The 14,660-nt window shown below is 72.0% G+C and carries 13 protein-coding genes; 9 read left to right on the forward strand and 4 right to left on the reverse strand.

The window, feature by feature from the left end:
• Positions 1-900, forward strand: coding sequence for an alpha/beta fold hydrolase (locus BMW85_RS30080; RefSeq protein WP_245775152.1), 900 nt, complete (start codon positions 1-3; stop codon positions 898-900).
• A gap of 115 nt (positions 901-1,015) precedes the next feature.
• Here BMW85_RS30080 and BMW85_RS52610 read toward each other — a convergent pair whose 3' ends face one another.
• Positions 1,016-1,186, reverse strand: a complete 171-nt coding sequence (locus BMW85_RS52610) for a DUF3073 domain-containing protein (RefSeq protein ID WP_091088097.1) — start codon at positions 1,184-1,186, stop codon at positions 1,016-1,018.
• Positions 1,187-1,273: 87 nt separating this feature from the next.
• Between BMW85_RS52610 and BMW85_RS30090 the strand changes: the two genes are divergently transcribed.
• Positions 1,274-1,606 carry an ArsR/SmtB family transcription factor gene (locus BMW85_RS30090; RefSeq protein ID WP_020542962.1) on the forward strand — a complete coding sequence of 111 codons (333 nt, stop codon included), beginning with the start codon at positions 1,274-1,276 and terminating at the stop codon, positions 1,604-1,606.
• Here BMW85_RS30090 and BMW85_RS30095 read toward each other — a convergent pair.
• Positions 1,599-2,153, reverse strand: coding sequence for a DUF3159 domain-containing protein (locus tag BMW85_RS30095; protein ID WP_091088100.1), 555 nt, complete (start codon positions 2,151-2,153; stop codon positions 1,599-1,601). The two genes, BMW85_RS30090 and BMW85_RS30095, sit on opposite strands and share 8 nt — an antisense overlap.
• A gap of 77 nt (positions 2,154-2,230) precedes the next feature.
• On the opposite strand from BMW85_RS30095, the gene BMW85_RS30100 reads away from it, so the two are divergent.
• Together BMW85_RS30100 and BMW85_RS30105 are read left to right on the forward strand one after the other, a co-directional pair.
• Positions 2,231-2,743: a PadR family transcriptional regulator gene (locus BMW85_RS30100; protein ID WP_091088103.1), complete on the forward strand. Its 513-nt coding sequence runs from the start codon at positions 2,231-2,233 to the stop codon at positions 2,741-2,743.
• Between the two features lie 9 nt (positions 2,744-2,752).
• Entirely contained in the window at positions 2,753-3,631 is an 879-nt protein-coding gene (locus BMW85_RS30105) for a 1,4-dihydroxy-2-naphthoyl-CoA synthase (RefSeq protein ID WP_091088105.1), read from the forward strand.
• Between the two features lie 45 nt (positions 3,632-3,676).
• Here the strand turns inward: BMW85_RS30105 and BMW85_RS30110 are convergent, their stop codons facing one another.
• The gene (locus tag BMW85_RS30110; protein ID WP_245775153.1) at positions 3,677-4,642 is read right to left on the reverse strand and encodes an NADP-dependent oxidoreductase; all 966 of its coding nucleotides are present in this window, start codon (positions 4,640-4,642) and stop codon (positions 3,677-3,679) included.
• A gap of 84 nt (positions 4,643-4,726) precedes the next feature.
• Between BMW85_RS30110 and BMW85_RS51400 the strand changes: the two genes are divergently transcribed.
• Positions 4,727-5,311: a TetR/AcrR family transcriptional regulator gene (locus BMW85_RS51400; RefSeq protein WP_245775154.1), complete on the forward strand. Its 585-nt coding sequence runs from the start codon at positions 4,727-4,729 to the stop codon at positions 5,309-5,311.
• Positions 5,308-6,222, forward strand: a complete 915-nt coding sequence (locus tag BMW85_RS30120; protein ID WP_091088110.1) for an aminoglycoside phosphotransferase family protein — start codon at positions 5,308-5,310, stop codon at positions 6,220-6,222. The genes BMW85_RS51400 and BMW85_RS30120 overlap by 4 nt, the downstream gene beginning before the upstream one ends.
• On the opposite strand, the gene BMW85_RS30125 is transcribed toward BMW85_RS30120, so the two are convergent.
• A complete protein-coding gene (locus BMW85_RS30125) occupies positions 6,219-7,130 on the reverse strand; it encodes an NADP-dependent oxidoreductase (protein ID WP_091088409.1) in 912 nt (303 codons plus the stop codon). The genes BMW85_RS30120 and BMW85_RS30125 overlap by 4 nt on opposite strands.
• Before the next feature lie 215 nt (positions 7,131-7,345).
• On the opposite strand from BMW85_RS30125, the gene BMW85_RS30130 reads away from it, so the two are divergent.
• From BMW85_RS30130 to BMW85_RS30140, 3 genes are read left to right on the forward strand one after another with little or no spacing between them, the layout of a single operon-like run.
• On the forward strand, positions 7,346-7,840 hold the full coding sequence (locus BMW85_RS30130) for a hypothetical protein (protein ID WP_245775155.1): 495 nt from the start codon (positions 7,346-7,348) through the stop codon (positions 7,838-7,840).
• Positions 7,840-9,846, forward strand: a complete 2,007-nt coding sequence (locus tag BMW85_RS30135; RefSeq protein WP_091088115.1) for a flotillin family protein — start codon at positions 7,840-7,842, stop codon at positions 9,844-9,846. Before BMW85_RS30130 ends, BMW85_RS30135 begins: the two co-directional genes overlap by 1 nt.
• Positions 9,843-14,660: a DNA repair ATPase gene (locus tag BMW85_RS30140; RefSeq protein WP_091088117.1), complete on the forward strand. Its 4,818-nt coding sequence runs from the start codon at positions 9,843-9,845 to the stop codon at positions 14,658-14,660. Before BMW85_RS30135 ends, BMW85_RS30140 begins: the two co-directional genes overlap by 4 nt.

The following is a 14,660-nucleotide window of genomic DNA, read 5'->3' on the forward strand; positions in this document are numbered from 1 at the left end:
ATGACAACGAACATGATCGAGACCGACGGCGTGGACCTCTGGACCGAGGAGTTCGGCGACCCGGCGCACCCGCCGATCCTGCTGGTGATGGGGTCGATGTCACAGGGCGTCCTGTGGCCGGACGAGCTCGTCGGGCGGCTGGTCGCCGCGGGCCGCCGGGTCATCAGGTACGACCACCGCGACACCGGCCGCTCGGCCACCTTCGACTTCGCCGAGCAGCCGTACACCTGGCACGACATCAAGGACGACGTGCTGCGGGTGATGGACGCGTACGGGCTGGAGTCCGCGCATCTCGTCTGCCACTCGGCGGGCGGCCTGCTCGGCCAGTTCATCGCCGTGGAGCGGCCGGAGCGGGTGCGCACCCTCACCGTGATCGGCTCCTCGCCGCTGGGCGGGCACGAGGGCGCGACCATCCTGCGGGCGCTCACCGGGCAGCCGCAGCCGGAGGGGAGCCTGCCGCCGCCCCGGCCGGAGTTCGTGGCGTACTACACCGAGCTGATCACCGCGCCGCCGCCCGCGGACCGGCGCGAGCAGGTGCAGCGGATGATCGACGAGGCACGGGTGCTGCACGGCACCGCGCTGCCGTTCGACGAGGACGCCGAGCGCCGGCTCCAGGAGCGGGTGCTGGAGCGGGCCCGTGACCTGTCGTCGGTGGTCAACCACCGCCTGGCGCACGCCGCCTGCCCGGACTTCGAGCCGGAGGGCGTGCTCGGGCGGGTGCAGGCGCCGACGCTGGTGATCGAGGGCACGCACGAGCCCGCCAAACCCGGGCACGGAGCGCTCATCGCCGAGCAGATCCCCGGCGCGGAGCTGCTGATGATCGAAGGGATGGGGCACATGATGCCGCCCCCGGTCCACGCGGAGCTGGCCGCCGCGATCATCCGTCACACCGCGCCATGAACCGCCGACGTCACGCCCGGGCGTGTCGCGAAACGCGCGCCCGGGCGTGTCGCTGGACACACTCCGCCCGGCTCCGGCTCGGCGGGCACCCGCCCGCCCTGCCGGGCCGGGCGGGTCATCGCCCGCGCTCGGACTCCTGCTCCGACACCGTGGAGGGGTAAAGCTCCTCGCGCCGCGTGTCGGCACCCAGCTCCTCGCGAAGCCGGTCGTAGTCGATGTTGTGGTTGGCGTACTTCAGCTGGCGAGCGACCTTCGTCTGCTTCGCCTTGGCTCTTCCTCGACCCATGGCTACTCCCTAGTCCCCGTCGTCATACTATCCAACGACGTTACGACTTGAAGAATTATGCAACTGCGCTGGATTAGTCTGGGCAGTATGCACGTGGAGGTCTATCAGGCCAAGGCCGACTTCTTCCGTACGCTCGGCCACCCCGCTCGCATCAGAGTGTTGGAGCTTCTTCAGGAAGGGCCCCTACCCGTCAGGGACCTGCTGGCCCAGATCGACATCGAGCCGTCGAGCCTTTCCCAGCAGCTCGCGGTCCTGCGCAGAGCGGGGATCGTGAGCGCCATCCGGGAGGGCAGCACGGTGGTCTACACGCTGGCCACGCCCGAGCTGGCCGATCTGCTCGGCGCCGCCCGCCGTATCCTCACCGACATGCTCGCCGACCAGGGCGAACTGCTCGCCGAGCTGAGAGCCGAGGTCACCTAGCCGCCAGGCGCCGCACCCGCTTCGGATACCAGGCGGTGAAGCCGGCGGGCAGCGCGAACGAGAGCACCTTGACGGCGACCACCAGCGTGGTGGCGTGCGGTGCGGCCGCGAGGACGAAGGTCAGCGAGATCGCCGCGGCGGTGAAGGCCACCGCCCAGACGGCGGTGATGACCACGTTGACGCGGCGGAACCGCGGCGTGTCCCAGACCTCCCGGGGCGTCGCGGCCCGCGCGATGCCCAGCGTGAACGGCCTCCGGATGGCCAGCGAGCCCCAGGCCGTGCCGGCCAGCCACACGTTGACCAGCGCGGGCCCGTACGGCGTGAGCGGCGAGTGCGGGGCCGCCAGGGACAGCGCCGTCAGGCCGGCGAAGAACAGCGCCGCGCTGGTCTCGATGACCATCTCGGCCCAGTCGCGCCCGGCCCGCCGGTCCACCAGGACGAGCCCGACCGCGATGACCAGGCCGGCGATGGCGCCCCAGCGCCACTCGTCGCCGGTCGCGATCACGGCGTAGACGATCCAGGGCAGAAAACCGAGCAGACCACGCATGTCCCCGAACCTTCCGATATTCCTATTGTGACAGGTCGAAGCTAGACCCTCCTTCTTCGACGTGTCAATATAGGAATATGAGCCTTAGACACGCCGTGCTGGGACTGCTCTCCGAGGGACCCGCGAGCGGCTACGACCTGATGAAGCTGTTCGACGTCTCGCTGTCCAACACCTGGCCGGCCACGCAGAGCCAGCTCTACGCGGAGCTGGGCAAGCTCGCCGACGCCGGCCTCGTCACGGTGGCCGCGGAGGGGCCGCGGGGCCGCAAGGAGTACGCGATCACCGAGAGCGGCCTGGCCGAGCTGCGCCGCTGGATCACCGACGTCGAGCCGACCCGGGTCAACCGCAGCGACATGCTGCTCCGGGTGTTCTTCCTCGCGCGGATCCCGCCCGAGCGGGCCAGGGCCTACCTGCGCGAGCAGGCCGACCTCGCGGCCGAACGGCTGGCGCACATGGAGGACATCCGGCCGTTCGTGGAGAGCGGCACCGACAACCTGTCCCGCTACGGGCGCATAGCCCTGGAGTACGGCCTGCGCCTGAGCCAGGTCCAGCGGGAGTGGGCCGAGTGGGCGGAGAGCCAGATCAAGTAGGCTCCTGCCATGGTCTCCGAGCTGTTCGATCCCAAGGCGTGGCAGGCGGTCGAGGGATTCGACTTCACCGACATCACCTACCACCGGGCGGTCGACCAGGGCACGGTGCGGATCGCCTTCGACCGCCCCGAGGTGCGCAACGCCTTCCGCCCGCAGACGGTGGACGAGCTCTACCGGGCGCTCGACCACGCCCGGCAGACGACCGACGTCGGCTGCGTGCTGCTCACCGGCAACGGCCCCTCGCCCAAGGACGGCGGCTGGGCCTTCTGCTCCGGCGGCGACCAGCGCATCCGGGGCAAGGACGGCTACCAGTACGCCGACGGCTCGGCCTCGACCGGCCGCCTGCACATCCTGGAGGTGCAGCGGCTCATCCGCTTCATGCCGAAGGTCGTGATCTGCGTGGTGCCAGGCTGGGCCGCGGGCGGCGGCCACAGCCTCCACGTCGTGTCCGACCTCACGCTGGCCAGCGCCGAGCACGCCCGCTTCAAGCAGACCGACGCCGACGTCGCCAGCTTCGACGGCGGCTTCGGCTCCGCCTACCTCGCCCGCCAGGTCGGGCAGAAGTTCGCGCGGGAGATCTTCTTCCTCGGCGACACCTACACCGCCGAGGACGCCCACCGCATGGGCATGGTCAACGCCGTGGTGCCGCACGCCGAGCTGGAGAGCACGGCGCTGGAGTGGGCTCGCAAGATCAACGGCAAGTCGCCGACCGCGCAGCGGATGCTCAAGTTCTCCTTCAACCTGATCGACGACGGGCTGGTCGGGCAGCAGGTGTTCGCGGGCGAGGCGACGCGGCTCGCCTACATGACGGACGAGGCGGCCGAGGGGCGCGACTCGTTCCTGGAGAAGCGCGAGCCCGACTGGTCGCCCTTCCCCTGGCACTTCTAGGGTCCCTGGCACTCCCAGGTCCCCTGGCACTTCCAGGGCGGGCCGTCAGGCCACCCGCAGGACGATCTTGCCCTGGATGTGGCCCTGTTCCGCCCGCTCGTGGGCCTTGGCGGCGTCGGCGAGCGGGAAGACGCTGTCGACGCCGACCCGCAGCCGGCCGGCGTCGGCCAGGCGGGCCAGCTCCGCCAGCTGCGCGCCGTCGGAGCGCACCTGCCCGAACACGAAGGTGATGCCCAGCTCGGCGGCGCGGTCGGGGTGATACTCGCCGAGGAAGATGGGGCTGAGGGTGCCGCCCCGCCTGATCACCGTGAGGAACCGATGCCCGTGCGGGCCGCCGACGGTGTCGAAGAGGTGGTCGACGCCGCGTACGACGTCCTCGGCGGCGGTGGCCGTGTAGTCCACGAACTCGTCCACGCCGAGGTCGCGCAGGAAACGCTCGTGGCGTCCCGAGGCGACGCCGATCACCCGGGCGTCCTTCGTCTTGGCGAGCTGGACGAGGAAGTGGCCGACGCCGCCGGCCGCGCCGTTGACCAGCACGGTCCTGCCCGGTTCGAGCCGGACGAGGTCGAACAGGAACTGATAGGCGGTGAGCCCCGCCATCGGCACGCCCGCCGCCTCGACGTGGTCCAGCGCGGCCGGCTTGCGGGCCAGGTGGGAGGCGGGCGAGGTGGTGTACTCGGCGTAGGCGTTGCCGCCGCCCTCGGGGAAGCGCAGCAGGCCGAACACCTCGTCCCCGACCTGCCACTCGGTGACGCCGGGACCGAGCGCGGCGACCACGCCCGACATGTCCGTGCCCGGGGTGAAGGGCAGGGTGCGCTTCGGCCGCAGGTCCTCGGGGATGATCCCGTAGGCCGATCTGGCGTACCAGTCGGGCGGGTTGAGCCCGGCGGCGTGGACGCGCACGAGCACGTCCCCGGGCCCCGGCTCGGGGACCGGGACCTCCTCGGGCACCAGCACCTCGGGCCCGCCGACCCGGTGCGCGCGGACGGCGGTCATCGTCTTCTCCGGCATGGTCACGTCCTTTTCGGTACGATGTGGAGCACTGCTCCGCAATATAACCGGAGCAGTGCTCCGCATACAATGGGAACGGATCACGTGACGGAGAAACAGCCCCGCGCTCCCCGCACCGACGCGCGCCGCAACCACGCGCGCATCCTGGAGGTGGCCCACGCCGTCGTCGCCGAGCAGGGCACCCAGGCCTCGCTCCGCGACATCGCCCGCCGCGCCGGCATCGGCCTCGGCACGCTCTACCGCCACTTCCCGACCCGGGACGAGCTGCTGGAGACGCTGCTCGGCGAGCGCTTCGACCGGCTCGCCGCCACGGCCACCGCGCTGGAGACCGCGCACCCGCCGGCGGACGCCCTGACCGAATGGCTGGCCGAGTACGCCGCCTTCGCCGCCGTCTACCGGGGCCTCACCAGCTCGGTGATGGCGACGCTGGAGGACGAGACCTCCTCGCTGCACGCCTCCTGCCTCGCCATGCGGCAGACCGTGGGCCGGCTGCTGGGCAACGCCCAGCAGGCGGGGCTGGTCCGCTCCGACGTGACGGCGACCGACCTGTTCGCGCTGGTCAACGCCCTCGGCTGGATCGCCGAGCAGGCTCCGTCGCTGGCCGCCCGGCGCGACCACCTCCTCGGGCTCGTCCTCGACGGCCTGCGCCCTGCGGCCGGTCGCCCGTGAGGATCGTGGTCCCTGAGGCGCTGACCGCCTCGCACGTCAAGTGGGACGGCGAGGCCGGCCGCGCCTGGTCGGCCGGGCTGCCCGCGCTGGCCGAGCGCTACCTGGAGGAGTGGGAGCTGCGGCCGGACGGCGAGCCGGGCCACGGCGTGGTGTCCCTGGTGCTGCCGGTGATCCGCGCGGACGGCACGCGGGCCGCGCTCAAGCTGCAGCCGGTCAACGACGAGAACGCCACCGAGGCCGTGGGCCTGCGCGCCTGGGACGGCGACGGGGCGGTCCGCCTGCTCGCCGACGACCCCGCCACCGGCACCCTGCTGCTGGAGCGCCTGCACGCCGGGCGCTCGCTGTCGGCGCTGCCTGACGACCTGGCGGCGCTGGAGATCCTCACCGCCCTCCTCGCCCGCCTGACCGGCCATCCGGCCCCGCCCGGCCTGCGCCGCCTGGCGGACATCGCCCAGGACATGCTGGACGACGTGGCCCAGGCGCTGACCGCGCTGCCGCGCGAGCCGGACCGCCGCCTGCTACGCCACTGCGCCGACGCGCTCGCCGAGGTCGTGGCCGAGCCCGGCGACCGCCTGCTGCACTGGGACCTGCACTACGACAACGTGCTGGCGGCCGACCGTGAGCCGTGGCTGGCCATCGATCCCAAGCCGCTGGCCGGCGACCCCGGCTTCGACCTGCTGCCCGCGCTGCACAACCGGTGGGACGACCTGGTGGCGACCGGCGACGTGGCGCGGGCGGTGCTGCGCCGCTTCGACCTGATGGTGGCCGGGCTCGGCCTCGACCCCGGCCGCGCGGCCCGCTGGACGCTGGGCCGGGTGCTCCAGAACGCCCTGTGGGACGTCGAGGCGGGGGCGGACCACCTCGACGAGGCGCACGTGACGCTCGCCGCCGCGCTCCGCCCCCGGCTCTAGACCGTCAGCACGATCTTGCCCCGGCCGTGCCCGGTCTCGATCTCGCGGTGCGCCTCCGCCGCCTCCGCCAGCGGGTACGTCCGCCGCACGGGAAAGACGAAGCGTCCCTCGGCGTACAGCGTCGCGTAGCGGCCCAGCCGCTCGGCCGTGCGCTCACCGCGCGTCACCCGCACGCCCAGCTCGGCCGCCCGCCCGTGCTCCACCAGCGTGACGATGCGGCCGGGGTCTGCGACCAGCTCCAGCGAGACCTCCAGCGCGTGGCCCCCCGCGCCGTCCAGTGCGGCGTCCACGCCGCCGGGCGCGAGCGCCCGCACCCGGGCGGCCAGCCCTTCGCCGTACACGATCGGCTCGGCGCCCAGCTCGCGCAGGTGGTCGTGGTTGACCTCGCGGGCGGTGCCGATCACCCGGACGCCGCGCGTGCGGGCGATCTGGACGGCGGCCGTGCCGACGGCTCCGGCCGCGCCGTGCACGAGCAGCGTCTCCCCCTCCTTCAGCCCGAGCTCGTCGAGGGCCAGCTCGGCGGTCTGCACGCCCGAGGTCAGCCCGCCGGCCACCTCCCAGGGCACGCCGGGCGGCTTGGGCGCGACGTCCGTGGCGGGCACCACGATGTACTCGGCGTAGGCGAACAGCCGGGAGAAGCCCAGCACCTCGTCCCCGGCGGCCACGCCGCGCACGTCCGCGCCGACCTGGTCCACCACCCCGGCGAACTCGTTGCCGGGGATGCGCGGGAAGCTCACCTCGCCCAGGTAGGGCGGCAGCCAGCCGCCTCGTACCGCCGCGTCGAAGGGCTGCACCCCGGCCGCCCGCACGCGCACCCGCACCTGGCCCGGCCCGGCCTGCGGGGCCGGCAACTCCATCAACTTCAGCACCTCGGGGCCGCCCGGCGCGGCGAACGCCGCGGCCCTCATCGACTCGTTCATGGGACCAGCGTGCTACCTCAACCTTGGTTGAGATCAAGCTCGTTGGACTTCGCATCCCATCTCGGGAACTTTCCGCTTTACTCGCACTTTATATAGATATAGTCCATTGGACATAGCTACGGGGATGGACACAACGGGGCGAGATGGGCGAGTTCTTCAGCACGGTGTTGAGTTTTCCGACTGTCGTTTTCAGCTTCCTTCTCGTGGTGGTCGTCGGTTATTGGCTGATCGTGGTGACCGGCGTCCTGGAGCTGGACGACGGCGACGCCGTCTGGCTGGGCCTCGGGGGAGCTCCGGCCGGCGTCACGCTCTCGCTGCTGATCGCGCTCTCCTGGCTGCTGTGCCTGATCGGCAGCCAGGTCGTGAGCGGCGGCCCGCTGATCGCCGTGCCCTTCGCCGCCGCCGGCCTCGCCTGGCTCGTCACCCGCGGCCTGCTCAAGCCGCTGCGCCGGCTGGTCCCGGACGGGGACCGGCACTCGCGCGGCGACTTCGTCGGGCAGCCGTGCGTCATCCGCACCGGCTCGGCGACCCCCGACTTCGGCCAGGCCGAGGTCGCCGCCGCCGACGGCTCGACCGCGCTCGTGCAGGTCCGTACGACCGGCGCCGACCGCCTGTCCCGCGGTGACCGGGCCCTCATCTTCGACTACGACAAAGACGGCGAATTCTTCTTGGTCATGCCTCATGAGAGTGAGATTTGATGGACGTCATCTCGACAGGGTTCGGGGTATTCCTAGCGGTTGTCCTGGTTGTTGCGATCGGCCTGATCGTCATCATCGGCCGGCTTTTCCGTAAGGTCGAACAGGGCAAGGCGCTCATCGTCTCGAAAGTCAACAAGGTGGACGTGACGTTCACGGGCGCGGTCGTGCTGCCCGTCGTCCACAAGTCCGAGATCATGGATATCTCGGTCAAGACCATCGAGATCGAGCGGACCGGCCGCGAGGGCCTGATCTGCCGGGACAACATCAGGGCGGACATCAGGATCACCTTCTTCGTCCGGGTGAACAAGACCGCCGAGGACGTCATCAAGGTCGCCCAGGCCATCGGCACCGCCCGCGCCAGCGACGAGGCCACGCTGCAGACGCTGTTCAACGCGAAGTTCTCGGAGGCGCTGAAGACCGCCGGCAAGCACCTCGACTTCGTCGACCTCTACACCAAGCGGGACGAGTTCCGGGACGAGATCGTCCGGCTCATCGGCACCGACCTCAACGGCTACAGCCTGGAGGACGCCGCCATCGACTACCTGGAGCAGACCAGCATGCTCCAGCTCGACAAGAACAACATCCTCGACGCGCAGGGCATCCGCAAGATCACCGAGCTGACGGCCATCGAGCACGTCCGCACGAACGAGTTCCAGCGCCGCGAGGAGAAGGAGATCACCCGCCAGAACGTGGACGCCCGCGAGGCCATACTCGAGCTCCAGCGCCGCCAGGCCGACGCCGAGCTGAAGCAGCGGCGCGAGATCGAGACCGTCAAGGCCCGCGAGGAGGCGGAGATCGCCCGCGTCCAGGCCGAGGAGCGGCTGCGCGCCCAGAGCGCCAACATCAAGGCCGACGAGTCGATCGGCGTCCAGCGCGAGAACCTCGCCCGCGAGGTCGCCGTCGCCGAGAAGAACCGCGAGCGGGTCATCGCCATCGAGAGCGAGCGCATCGAGAAGGACCGCGTCCTGGAGGTCATCGCCCGCGAGCGGGAGACCGAGCTGTCGCGCATCGCCAAGGACAAGGAGGTCGAGTCCGAGAAGCGGGTCATCGCCGAGGTCATCCGCGAGCGCGTCGCCGTCGACAAGACCGTGGCCGAGCAGGAGGAGGCCATCAAGCGGCTGCGCGTGGTCGAGGAGGCCGAGCGCACCCGCCAGCAGGTCGTCATCGCCGCCGAGGCCGAGGCCCAGGAGAACCTGGTCAAGGACATCAAGGCCGCCGAGGCCGCCGAGGCCGCCGCGCAGTTCCGGGCCCGCGAGGAGCTGGTGCTGGCCGAGTCCCGTCAGCAGGCCGCCGAGCTGGAGGCGCGGGCCAAGATCCGGCTCGCCGAGGGCGTCCAGGCCGAGGCCGCGGCGAGCGGGCTGGCCCAGGTTCAGGTCAAGGAGCGCGACGCCGCGGCCATCGAGAAGGTCGGCCGCGCCGAGGCCGTCGCGCTGCGCGAGAGGCTGACCGCCGAGGCCGCCGCGGTGGGCGAGAAGCTGAAGTCCGAGGCCGAGGGCCTCACCGAGAAGGCCGCCGCGCTGGCCGCGCTGGACGAGGCGAGCCGGGCGCACGAGGAGTACCGCCTGCGCCTGGAGGCCGAGAAGGAGATCAGGCTCAAGCACATCGACGTCTCCCGCTCGGTGGCCGAGTCGCAGGCGAGCGTGCTAGCCGCCGGGCTCGCCAACGCCAGCATCGACATCGTGGGCGGCGAGTCGACGTTCTTCGACAAGGTCGTCGGCTCGATCACGGCGGGCAAGGCCGTGGACGGGTTCGTGGAGCACTCGCAGGTCGCCACGGCGCTCGCGGCGCCGTACGTCAACGGGCAGGCCAGCATCGCCGCCGACCTCGCGAAGGTCATCGGCGGGATCCGCACCGAGGACCTGAAGAACGTCACCGTCTCCGCGCTGCTCATGAAGCTCATCCAGGACGGCGGCCCGCAGGCCGGCGCCATGGGCGAGCTGCTGGACACCGCGCGCCGACTCGGCGTGGCCGACTCCCCGGTGAACGCGCTGGCCGGGGCCAAGTGAGCGTGACGGAACCAGGGCTGGAGGCGGGGACCTACGAAGTTCTGCGCAACCGCCTCCAGGCCCAGGCCAAGGCCCTGGCGACGGCAGCGGGGACGCTCAACGGGGAGCGGCTGAAGGTGTTCGGCGGCGCGGAGCTGCGCCTGCTCGGCACCGAGCGCATCCGTACGGAGAACAACTGCGTCCCCAGGGACATCGTCTCCGTCGGCGGTGTGATGTTGTTCGGCTACAACGTCTTCATCGGGCTGAAGCCCGAGACGAGCGTGGCCGACGTGTTCGCCGTGCACCGCTTCACCCGCGACGGCGACCGCTTCGGTTTCGCGGCGGACCGGCTGGACGCGCTGGCCGATCCGGCGTTCGCCAAGGACTTCGCCGAGCTCTACCGCTACTACAAGGAGACCCGGCTCCAGCAGCTCCGCCGGGTGGACGGCAAGCTGCTGGCGGTGTTCCGGACCGGCCCGGCCGACCTGCGGGTGCTGCGCTGGGCCGTGGACGCCGCCGGCGTACCGACGTACATGGACAACCGGGGCGAGCGCGACCACGTCTTCCCGCCGTCGCACGACTTCGAGTGGACGCCGACCACCCGCGACGACCACGTACTCGGCCGGCATCCGCACATCTCGATCCAGGGCGAGGTGTTCGTCGAGACCGTGGGCGGCGACCTCACGATCAAGGTCGAGGACAACACCGAGACCGGCGCGGGCGTCTACAGCGAGCCGGTCAGCGAGCCGCTGCAGAGCCTCGCCGACGCCGACGTCGAGTACGCCCGCGTGGGCCCGCTCATCCTCATGCGGATCCGGCCGTACAAGGAGACCGAGTGGCGGCACCTGGTCTTCAACACCCGCACGAAGGCCGTCGCCCGGCTCGACGGCATCGGCCAGGCGTGCCGGCGCCTGCCCGAGGACCAGGGGCTGATCTTCCCCGGCGGCTACTACCTGTCGACCGGGGTCAGCAGGACGTTCGACACGGACGTGAGCGACCTGGAGTTCGAGCGGGTGGTCCGGTCGCCCAACGGCGAGGACGTCCTGTACGTCTTCCACGCGCGGGAGGACGGGCGCTCGCTGCTGCTGCCGTACAACGTGATCAGGAAGGAGGTGGCCACGCCCATCGTCTGTCACGGGTACTCGCTCTTCGACGACGGCACGATGGTGGTCTTCCGCGCCACCTCCGAGGAGCCGACCCGGGTCCACCCGATGCAGGTGTGGCAGACGCCGTACGTCTCCGACACCTACGCCGCCGCCCAGCCCGCCGGCGGGCATCCGCTGGAGCGCATCGGCAACGCCGAGCTGGTGCGCGGCATCTCCGACTGCCTGTCCGTGGCCACGATGGTCGAGGAGATGGCGCCGTCGGCGGGGACGTTCGAGGGGCTGATCGCGGCCTGCGCGCGGGCCTTCGACTCCTACCACTGGCTCGGCGAGCACGGCCTGCACGGGCCGCTCGCCGACGTACGGGCCACCGCCGAGCAGGTCCTCGACGAGTACGAGAACGTCGAGCAGCTCACCCGCCAGGCCCGCGACACCCTCGACCAGGCCACGGAGGAGACCACCCACCTGGTCAGGCAGGCCCGCGCCGACGTCCCGGAGAGCGCCGACGCCTGGGTGAGCACGCTCGCCGCGCTGCGCAGGGCGCAGGGCCACCTGGTGACGCTGCGCGAGGTCCGCCACATCGACCTGGCCGCGCTGGACGCCCTGTCGGAGTCCGTGGCCGAGGAGCTGGCCGCGACCGGGCGGCGGGCGGTGGGCTTCCTGTCCGGCGCGGACGCGTTCACCTCCTACCACGCGGCCGTCGAGCGGCTGGCCGCCGAGGCCGCCGCGATCGCGACGGTCGCCGAGGCCGCGCCGGTCGCCGAGCGGCTGGCCGAGCAGGCCGAGGGGCTGGAGGTGGTGACCGAGGTCGTCGGCTCGCTGGAGATCGCCGACGCGACCGTGCGCACGTCCGTGCTGGCGCGCATCGCCGAGGTCCTGGGCGGCGTCAACCGGGCGCGGGCCCTCCTCGACGGGCGGCGGCGCGAGCTGCTGGGGACCGAGGGGCGGGCCGCGTTCGCCGCCGAGTTCGCGCTGCTCGGGCAGGCCGTGACGGGGGCGCTGGCGGCGGCCGGCACGCCCGCCGCGTGCGACGAGCAGCTCGGCCGGCTCATGCTGCGGCTGGAGGGCCTGGAGTCGCGTTTCGGGGAGTTCGACGACTTCGCCGCGCAGCTCACCGCCAAGCGGGACGACGTCTACGAGGCGTTCTCGGCGCGCAAGCAGGCGCAGCTCGACGAGCTGGCGCGGCGGGCCGACCGGCTGTTCGCCTCCGCCGAGCGGGTGCTGGGGGCGATCACCCGACGGCTCGGGACGCTGGCGTCCCCGGACGAGGTCAACACCTATTTCGCCACCGATCCCATGGTGGCCAAGGTGCGCTCGACGGCGGGCGAGCTGCGGTCGCTGGGCGACGCCGTACGGGCCGAGGAGCTGGACGGGCGGGTCAAGGCCGCCCAGCAGGAGGCGGGACGGGCCCTGCGGGACCGTCAGGAGCTGTTCTCCGACGGTGGCGAGGTGCTGCGCCTCGGCCACCACCGCTTCGCGGTCAACACCCAGCCGATCGACCTTACGCTGGTCCCGCACGACGGCACCATGCACTTCGCCATCACCGGCACCGACTACCGCTCCCCCACGCCCGCCTCCTTCGCCGACACCCGGCCGTTCTGGGACCAGCTCCTCGTCTCGGAGACCGCCGACGTCTACCGCGCCGAGCACCTGGCCGCCTCGCTCCTGCCCGCCGTCGCCCCCGGCGCGTCGCTCGCCGACCTCGTACGGCAGGCCGCCGAGTCCCGCTACGACGAGGGCTACGAGCGCGGCGTCCACGACCACGACGCGACCGCCATCCTGGACGTGCTGGTCCGGCTGCGCGAGGACGCGGGGCTGCTGCGGCATCCGCCGGAGGCGCGGGCCCTCGCCCAGCTCTTCTGGGCGTTCGGGACCGACGAGGTTTCACGTAAAACATTCGCCACCCGGGCCGTGTCGCTGACCCGCGCCCGCGACCTGTTCGGCCCCACGCCCGCGCTGGACGCCCTGGCCGGGGAGCTCGGCGAGCTGATCGCCGCCTTCGTGGCGGAGCTGCGTACCGGTGCGGCGGAAGGCGCGGGGGCGGCCGGCGAGTACCTGGTCGAGGAGCTGGGGAGCGGCCCGGACGGGTTCGTGACCAGCAAGGCGGCCCGCGACGTCCTCGACGGCTTCCGCGCCGGCCTCGGCCAGGCCGGGACGCGGGAGTTCGAGGAGGACCTGAAGGCGGTGCCGCTCCCCGAGCGGGTGCAGCTCGCCCACGCCTGGCTGACCGCCTACCACCAGGGCCCGGAGACGGCCGAGGCCGTCGCCGTGCTGCTCTGCGGCGACCTGCCGCGCCACGACTCCAGCGCCGCCACCACCGCCACGGTGACCGGCCTGCTCGGCACCCATCCCCGCGTCAGGAACCGGGCGCTGGAGATCCGGCTGGAGGAGTTCCTGCCGCGCACCCGCCGCTTCCGTGAGGAGCGGGTGCCGGCCTTCCGGGCGTACCAGCGCCGCCGCACCGAGCTGGTCGAGGGCGAGCGGGCCCGGCTGCGCCTGGACGAGTACCGGCCGAAGGTGATGAGCGCGTTCGTCCGCAACCGCCTGCTCGACGAGGTCTACCTGCCGCTGATCGGCGACAACCTGGCCAAGCAGCTCGGCGCGGCGGGCGCGGGCAAGCGCACCGACCAGATGGGCCTGCTCCTGCTCATCTCGCCGCCCGGCTACGGCAAGACCACGCTCATGGAGTACGTCGCCAGCCGGCTCGGCCTGGTCTTCGTCAAGGTGAACGGCCCCGCGCTCGGCCACCGGGTCACCTCGCTCGACCCGGCCGAGGCCCCCGACGCCACCGCCAGGCAGGAGGTCGAGAAGATCTCCTTCGCGCTGGAGACGGGCAACAACACGCTGCTCTACCTCGACGACATCCAGCACACCTCGCCGGAGCTGCTGCAGAAGTTCATCTCGCTCTGCGACGCCCAGCGCCGCATCGAGGGCGTGTGGAACGGCCGCACCCGCACCTACGACCTGCGCGGCAAGCGGTTCGCGGTCTGCATGGCGGGCAACCCGTACACCGAGTCGGGCCGCCGCTTCCGCATCCCCGACATGCTGGCCAACCGGGCCGACGTCTGGAACCTGGGCGACGTGCTGTCCGGCAGGGACGAGCTGTTCGCGCTCAGCTACGTCGACAACGCGCTCACCAGCAACCCGGTGCTGGCCCCGCTCGCCGGCCGCGACCACGCCGACGTGGAGCTGCTGATCCGGCTGGCGAAGGGCGACCCGGCGGTCCGGCCCGACCAGCTCCGGCACCCGTACACCAAGCCGGAGCTGGAGCAGATCCTGTCCGTCCTCGCCAAGCTGACCCGGGTGCAGGAGGTCGTGCTGGCCAACAACCGGGCGTACATCGCCTCGGCGGGCCAGTCGGACGCGGCCCGGACCGAGCCGCCGTACCGGCTGCAGGGCTCCTACCGGAACATGAACAAGCTGGCCGAGCGGATCGTACCCGCCATGAACGAGGACGAGCTGGAGTCGGTGATCGACGACCACTACCTGGGCGAGGCGCAGACGCTCACCTCCGACGCCGAGGCGAACCTGCTCAAGCTGGCCGAGCTGCGCGGCAGGCTCACCCCGGCGCGGGCCGAGAGGTGGGCGGAGATCAAGCGCGCCTACCTCAAGGCGAAGGCGCTCGGTGGCGCGGAGGACGACCCGGCCACCCGTACGGTGGGCGCGATCGGCCTGCTGGCCGACCGGGTGGGCGAGGTCGGCACGGCCATCAGGGAGGCCGGCCGCGCCTGA

Origin of the sequence: Nonomuraea wenchangensis, from assembly GCF_900111685.1 — a bacterium.
Lineage (GTDB): Bacteria > Actinomycetota > Actinomycetes > Streptosporangiales > Streptosporangiaceae > Nonomuraea > Nonomuraea wenchangensis.

Coding starts and splice junctions, on each gene's coding strand:
- BMW85_RS30110 (WP_245775153.1), bottom strand. CDS start 4,642: ATGCCGGAGAAGACGATGACCGCCGTCCGCGCGCACCGGGTCGGCGGG.
- BMW85_RS30100 (WP_091088103.1), top strand. CDS start 2,231: ATGAGCCTTAGACACGCCGTGCTGGGACTGCTCTCCGAGGGACCCGCG.
- BMW85_RS30080 (WP_245775152.1), top strand. CDS start 1: ATGACAACGAACATGATCGAGACCGACGGCGTGGACCTCTGGACCGAG.
- BMW85_RS30090 (WP_020542962.1), top strand. CDS start 1,274: ATGCACGTGGAGGTCTATCAGGCCAAGGCCGACTTCTTCCGTACGCTC.
- BMW85_RS30105 (WP_091088105.1), top strand. CDS start 2,753: ATGGTCTCCGAGCTGTTCGATCCCAAGGCGTGGCAGGCGGTCGAGGGA.
- BMW85_RS52610 (WP_091088097.1), bottom strand. CDS start 1,186: ATGGGTCGAGGAAGAGCCAAGGCGAAGCAGACGAAGGTCGCTCGCCAG.
- BMW85_RS30135 (WP_091088115.1), top strand. CDS start 7,840: ATGGACGTCATCTCGACAGGGTTCGGGGTATTCCTAGCGGTTGTCCTG.
- BMW85_RS30095 (WP_091088100.1), bottom strand. CDS start 2,153: ATGCGTGGTCTGCTCGGTTTTCTGCCCTGGATCGTCTACGCCGTGATC.
- BMW85_RS30125 (WP_091088409.1), bottom strand. CDS start 7,130: ATGAGGGCCGCGGCGTTCGCCGCGCCGGGCGGCCCCGAGGTGCTGAAG.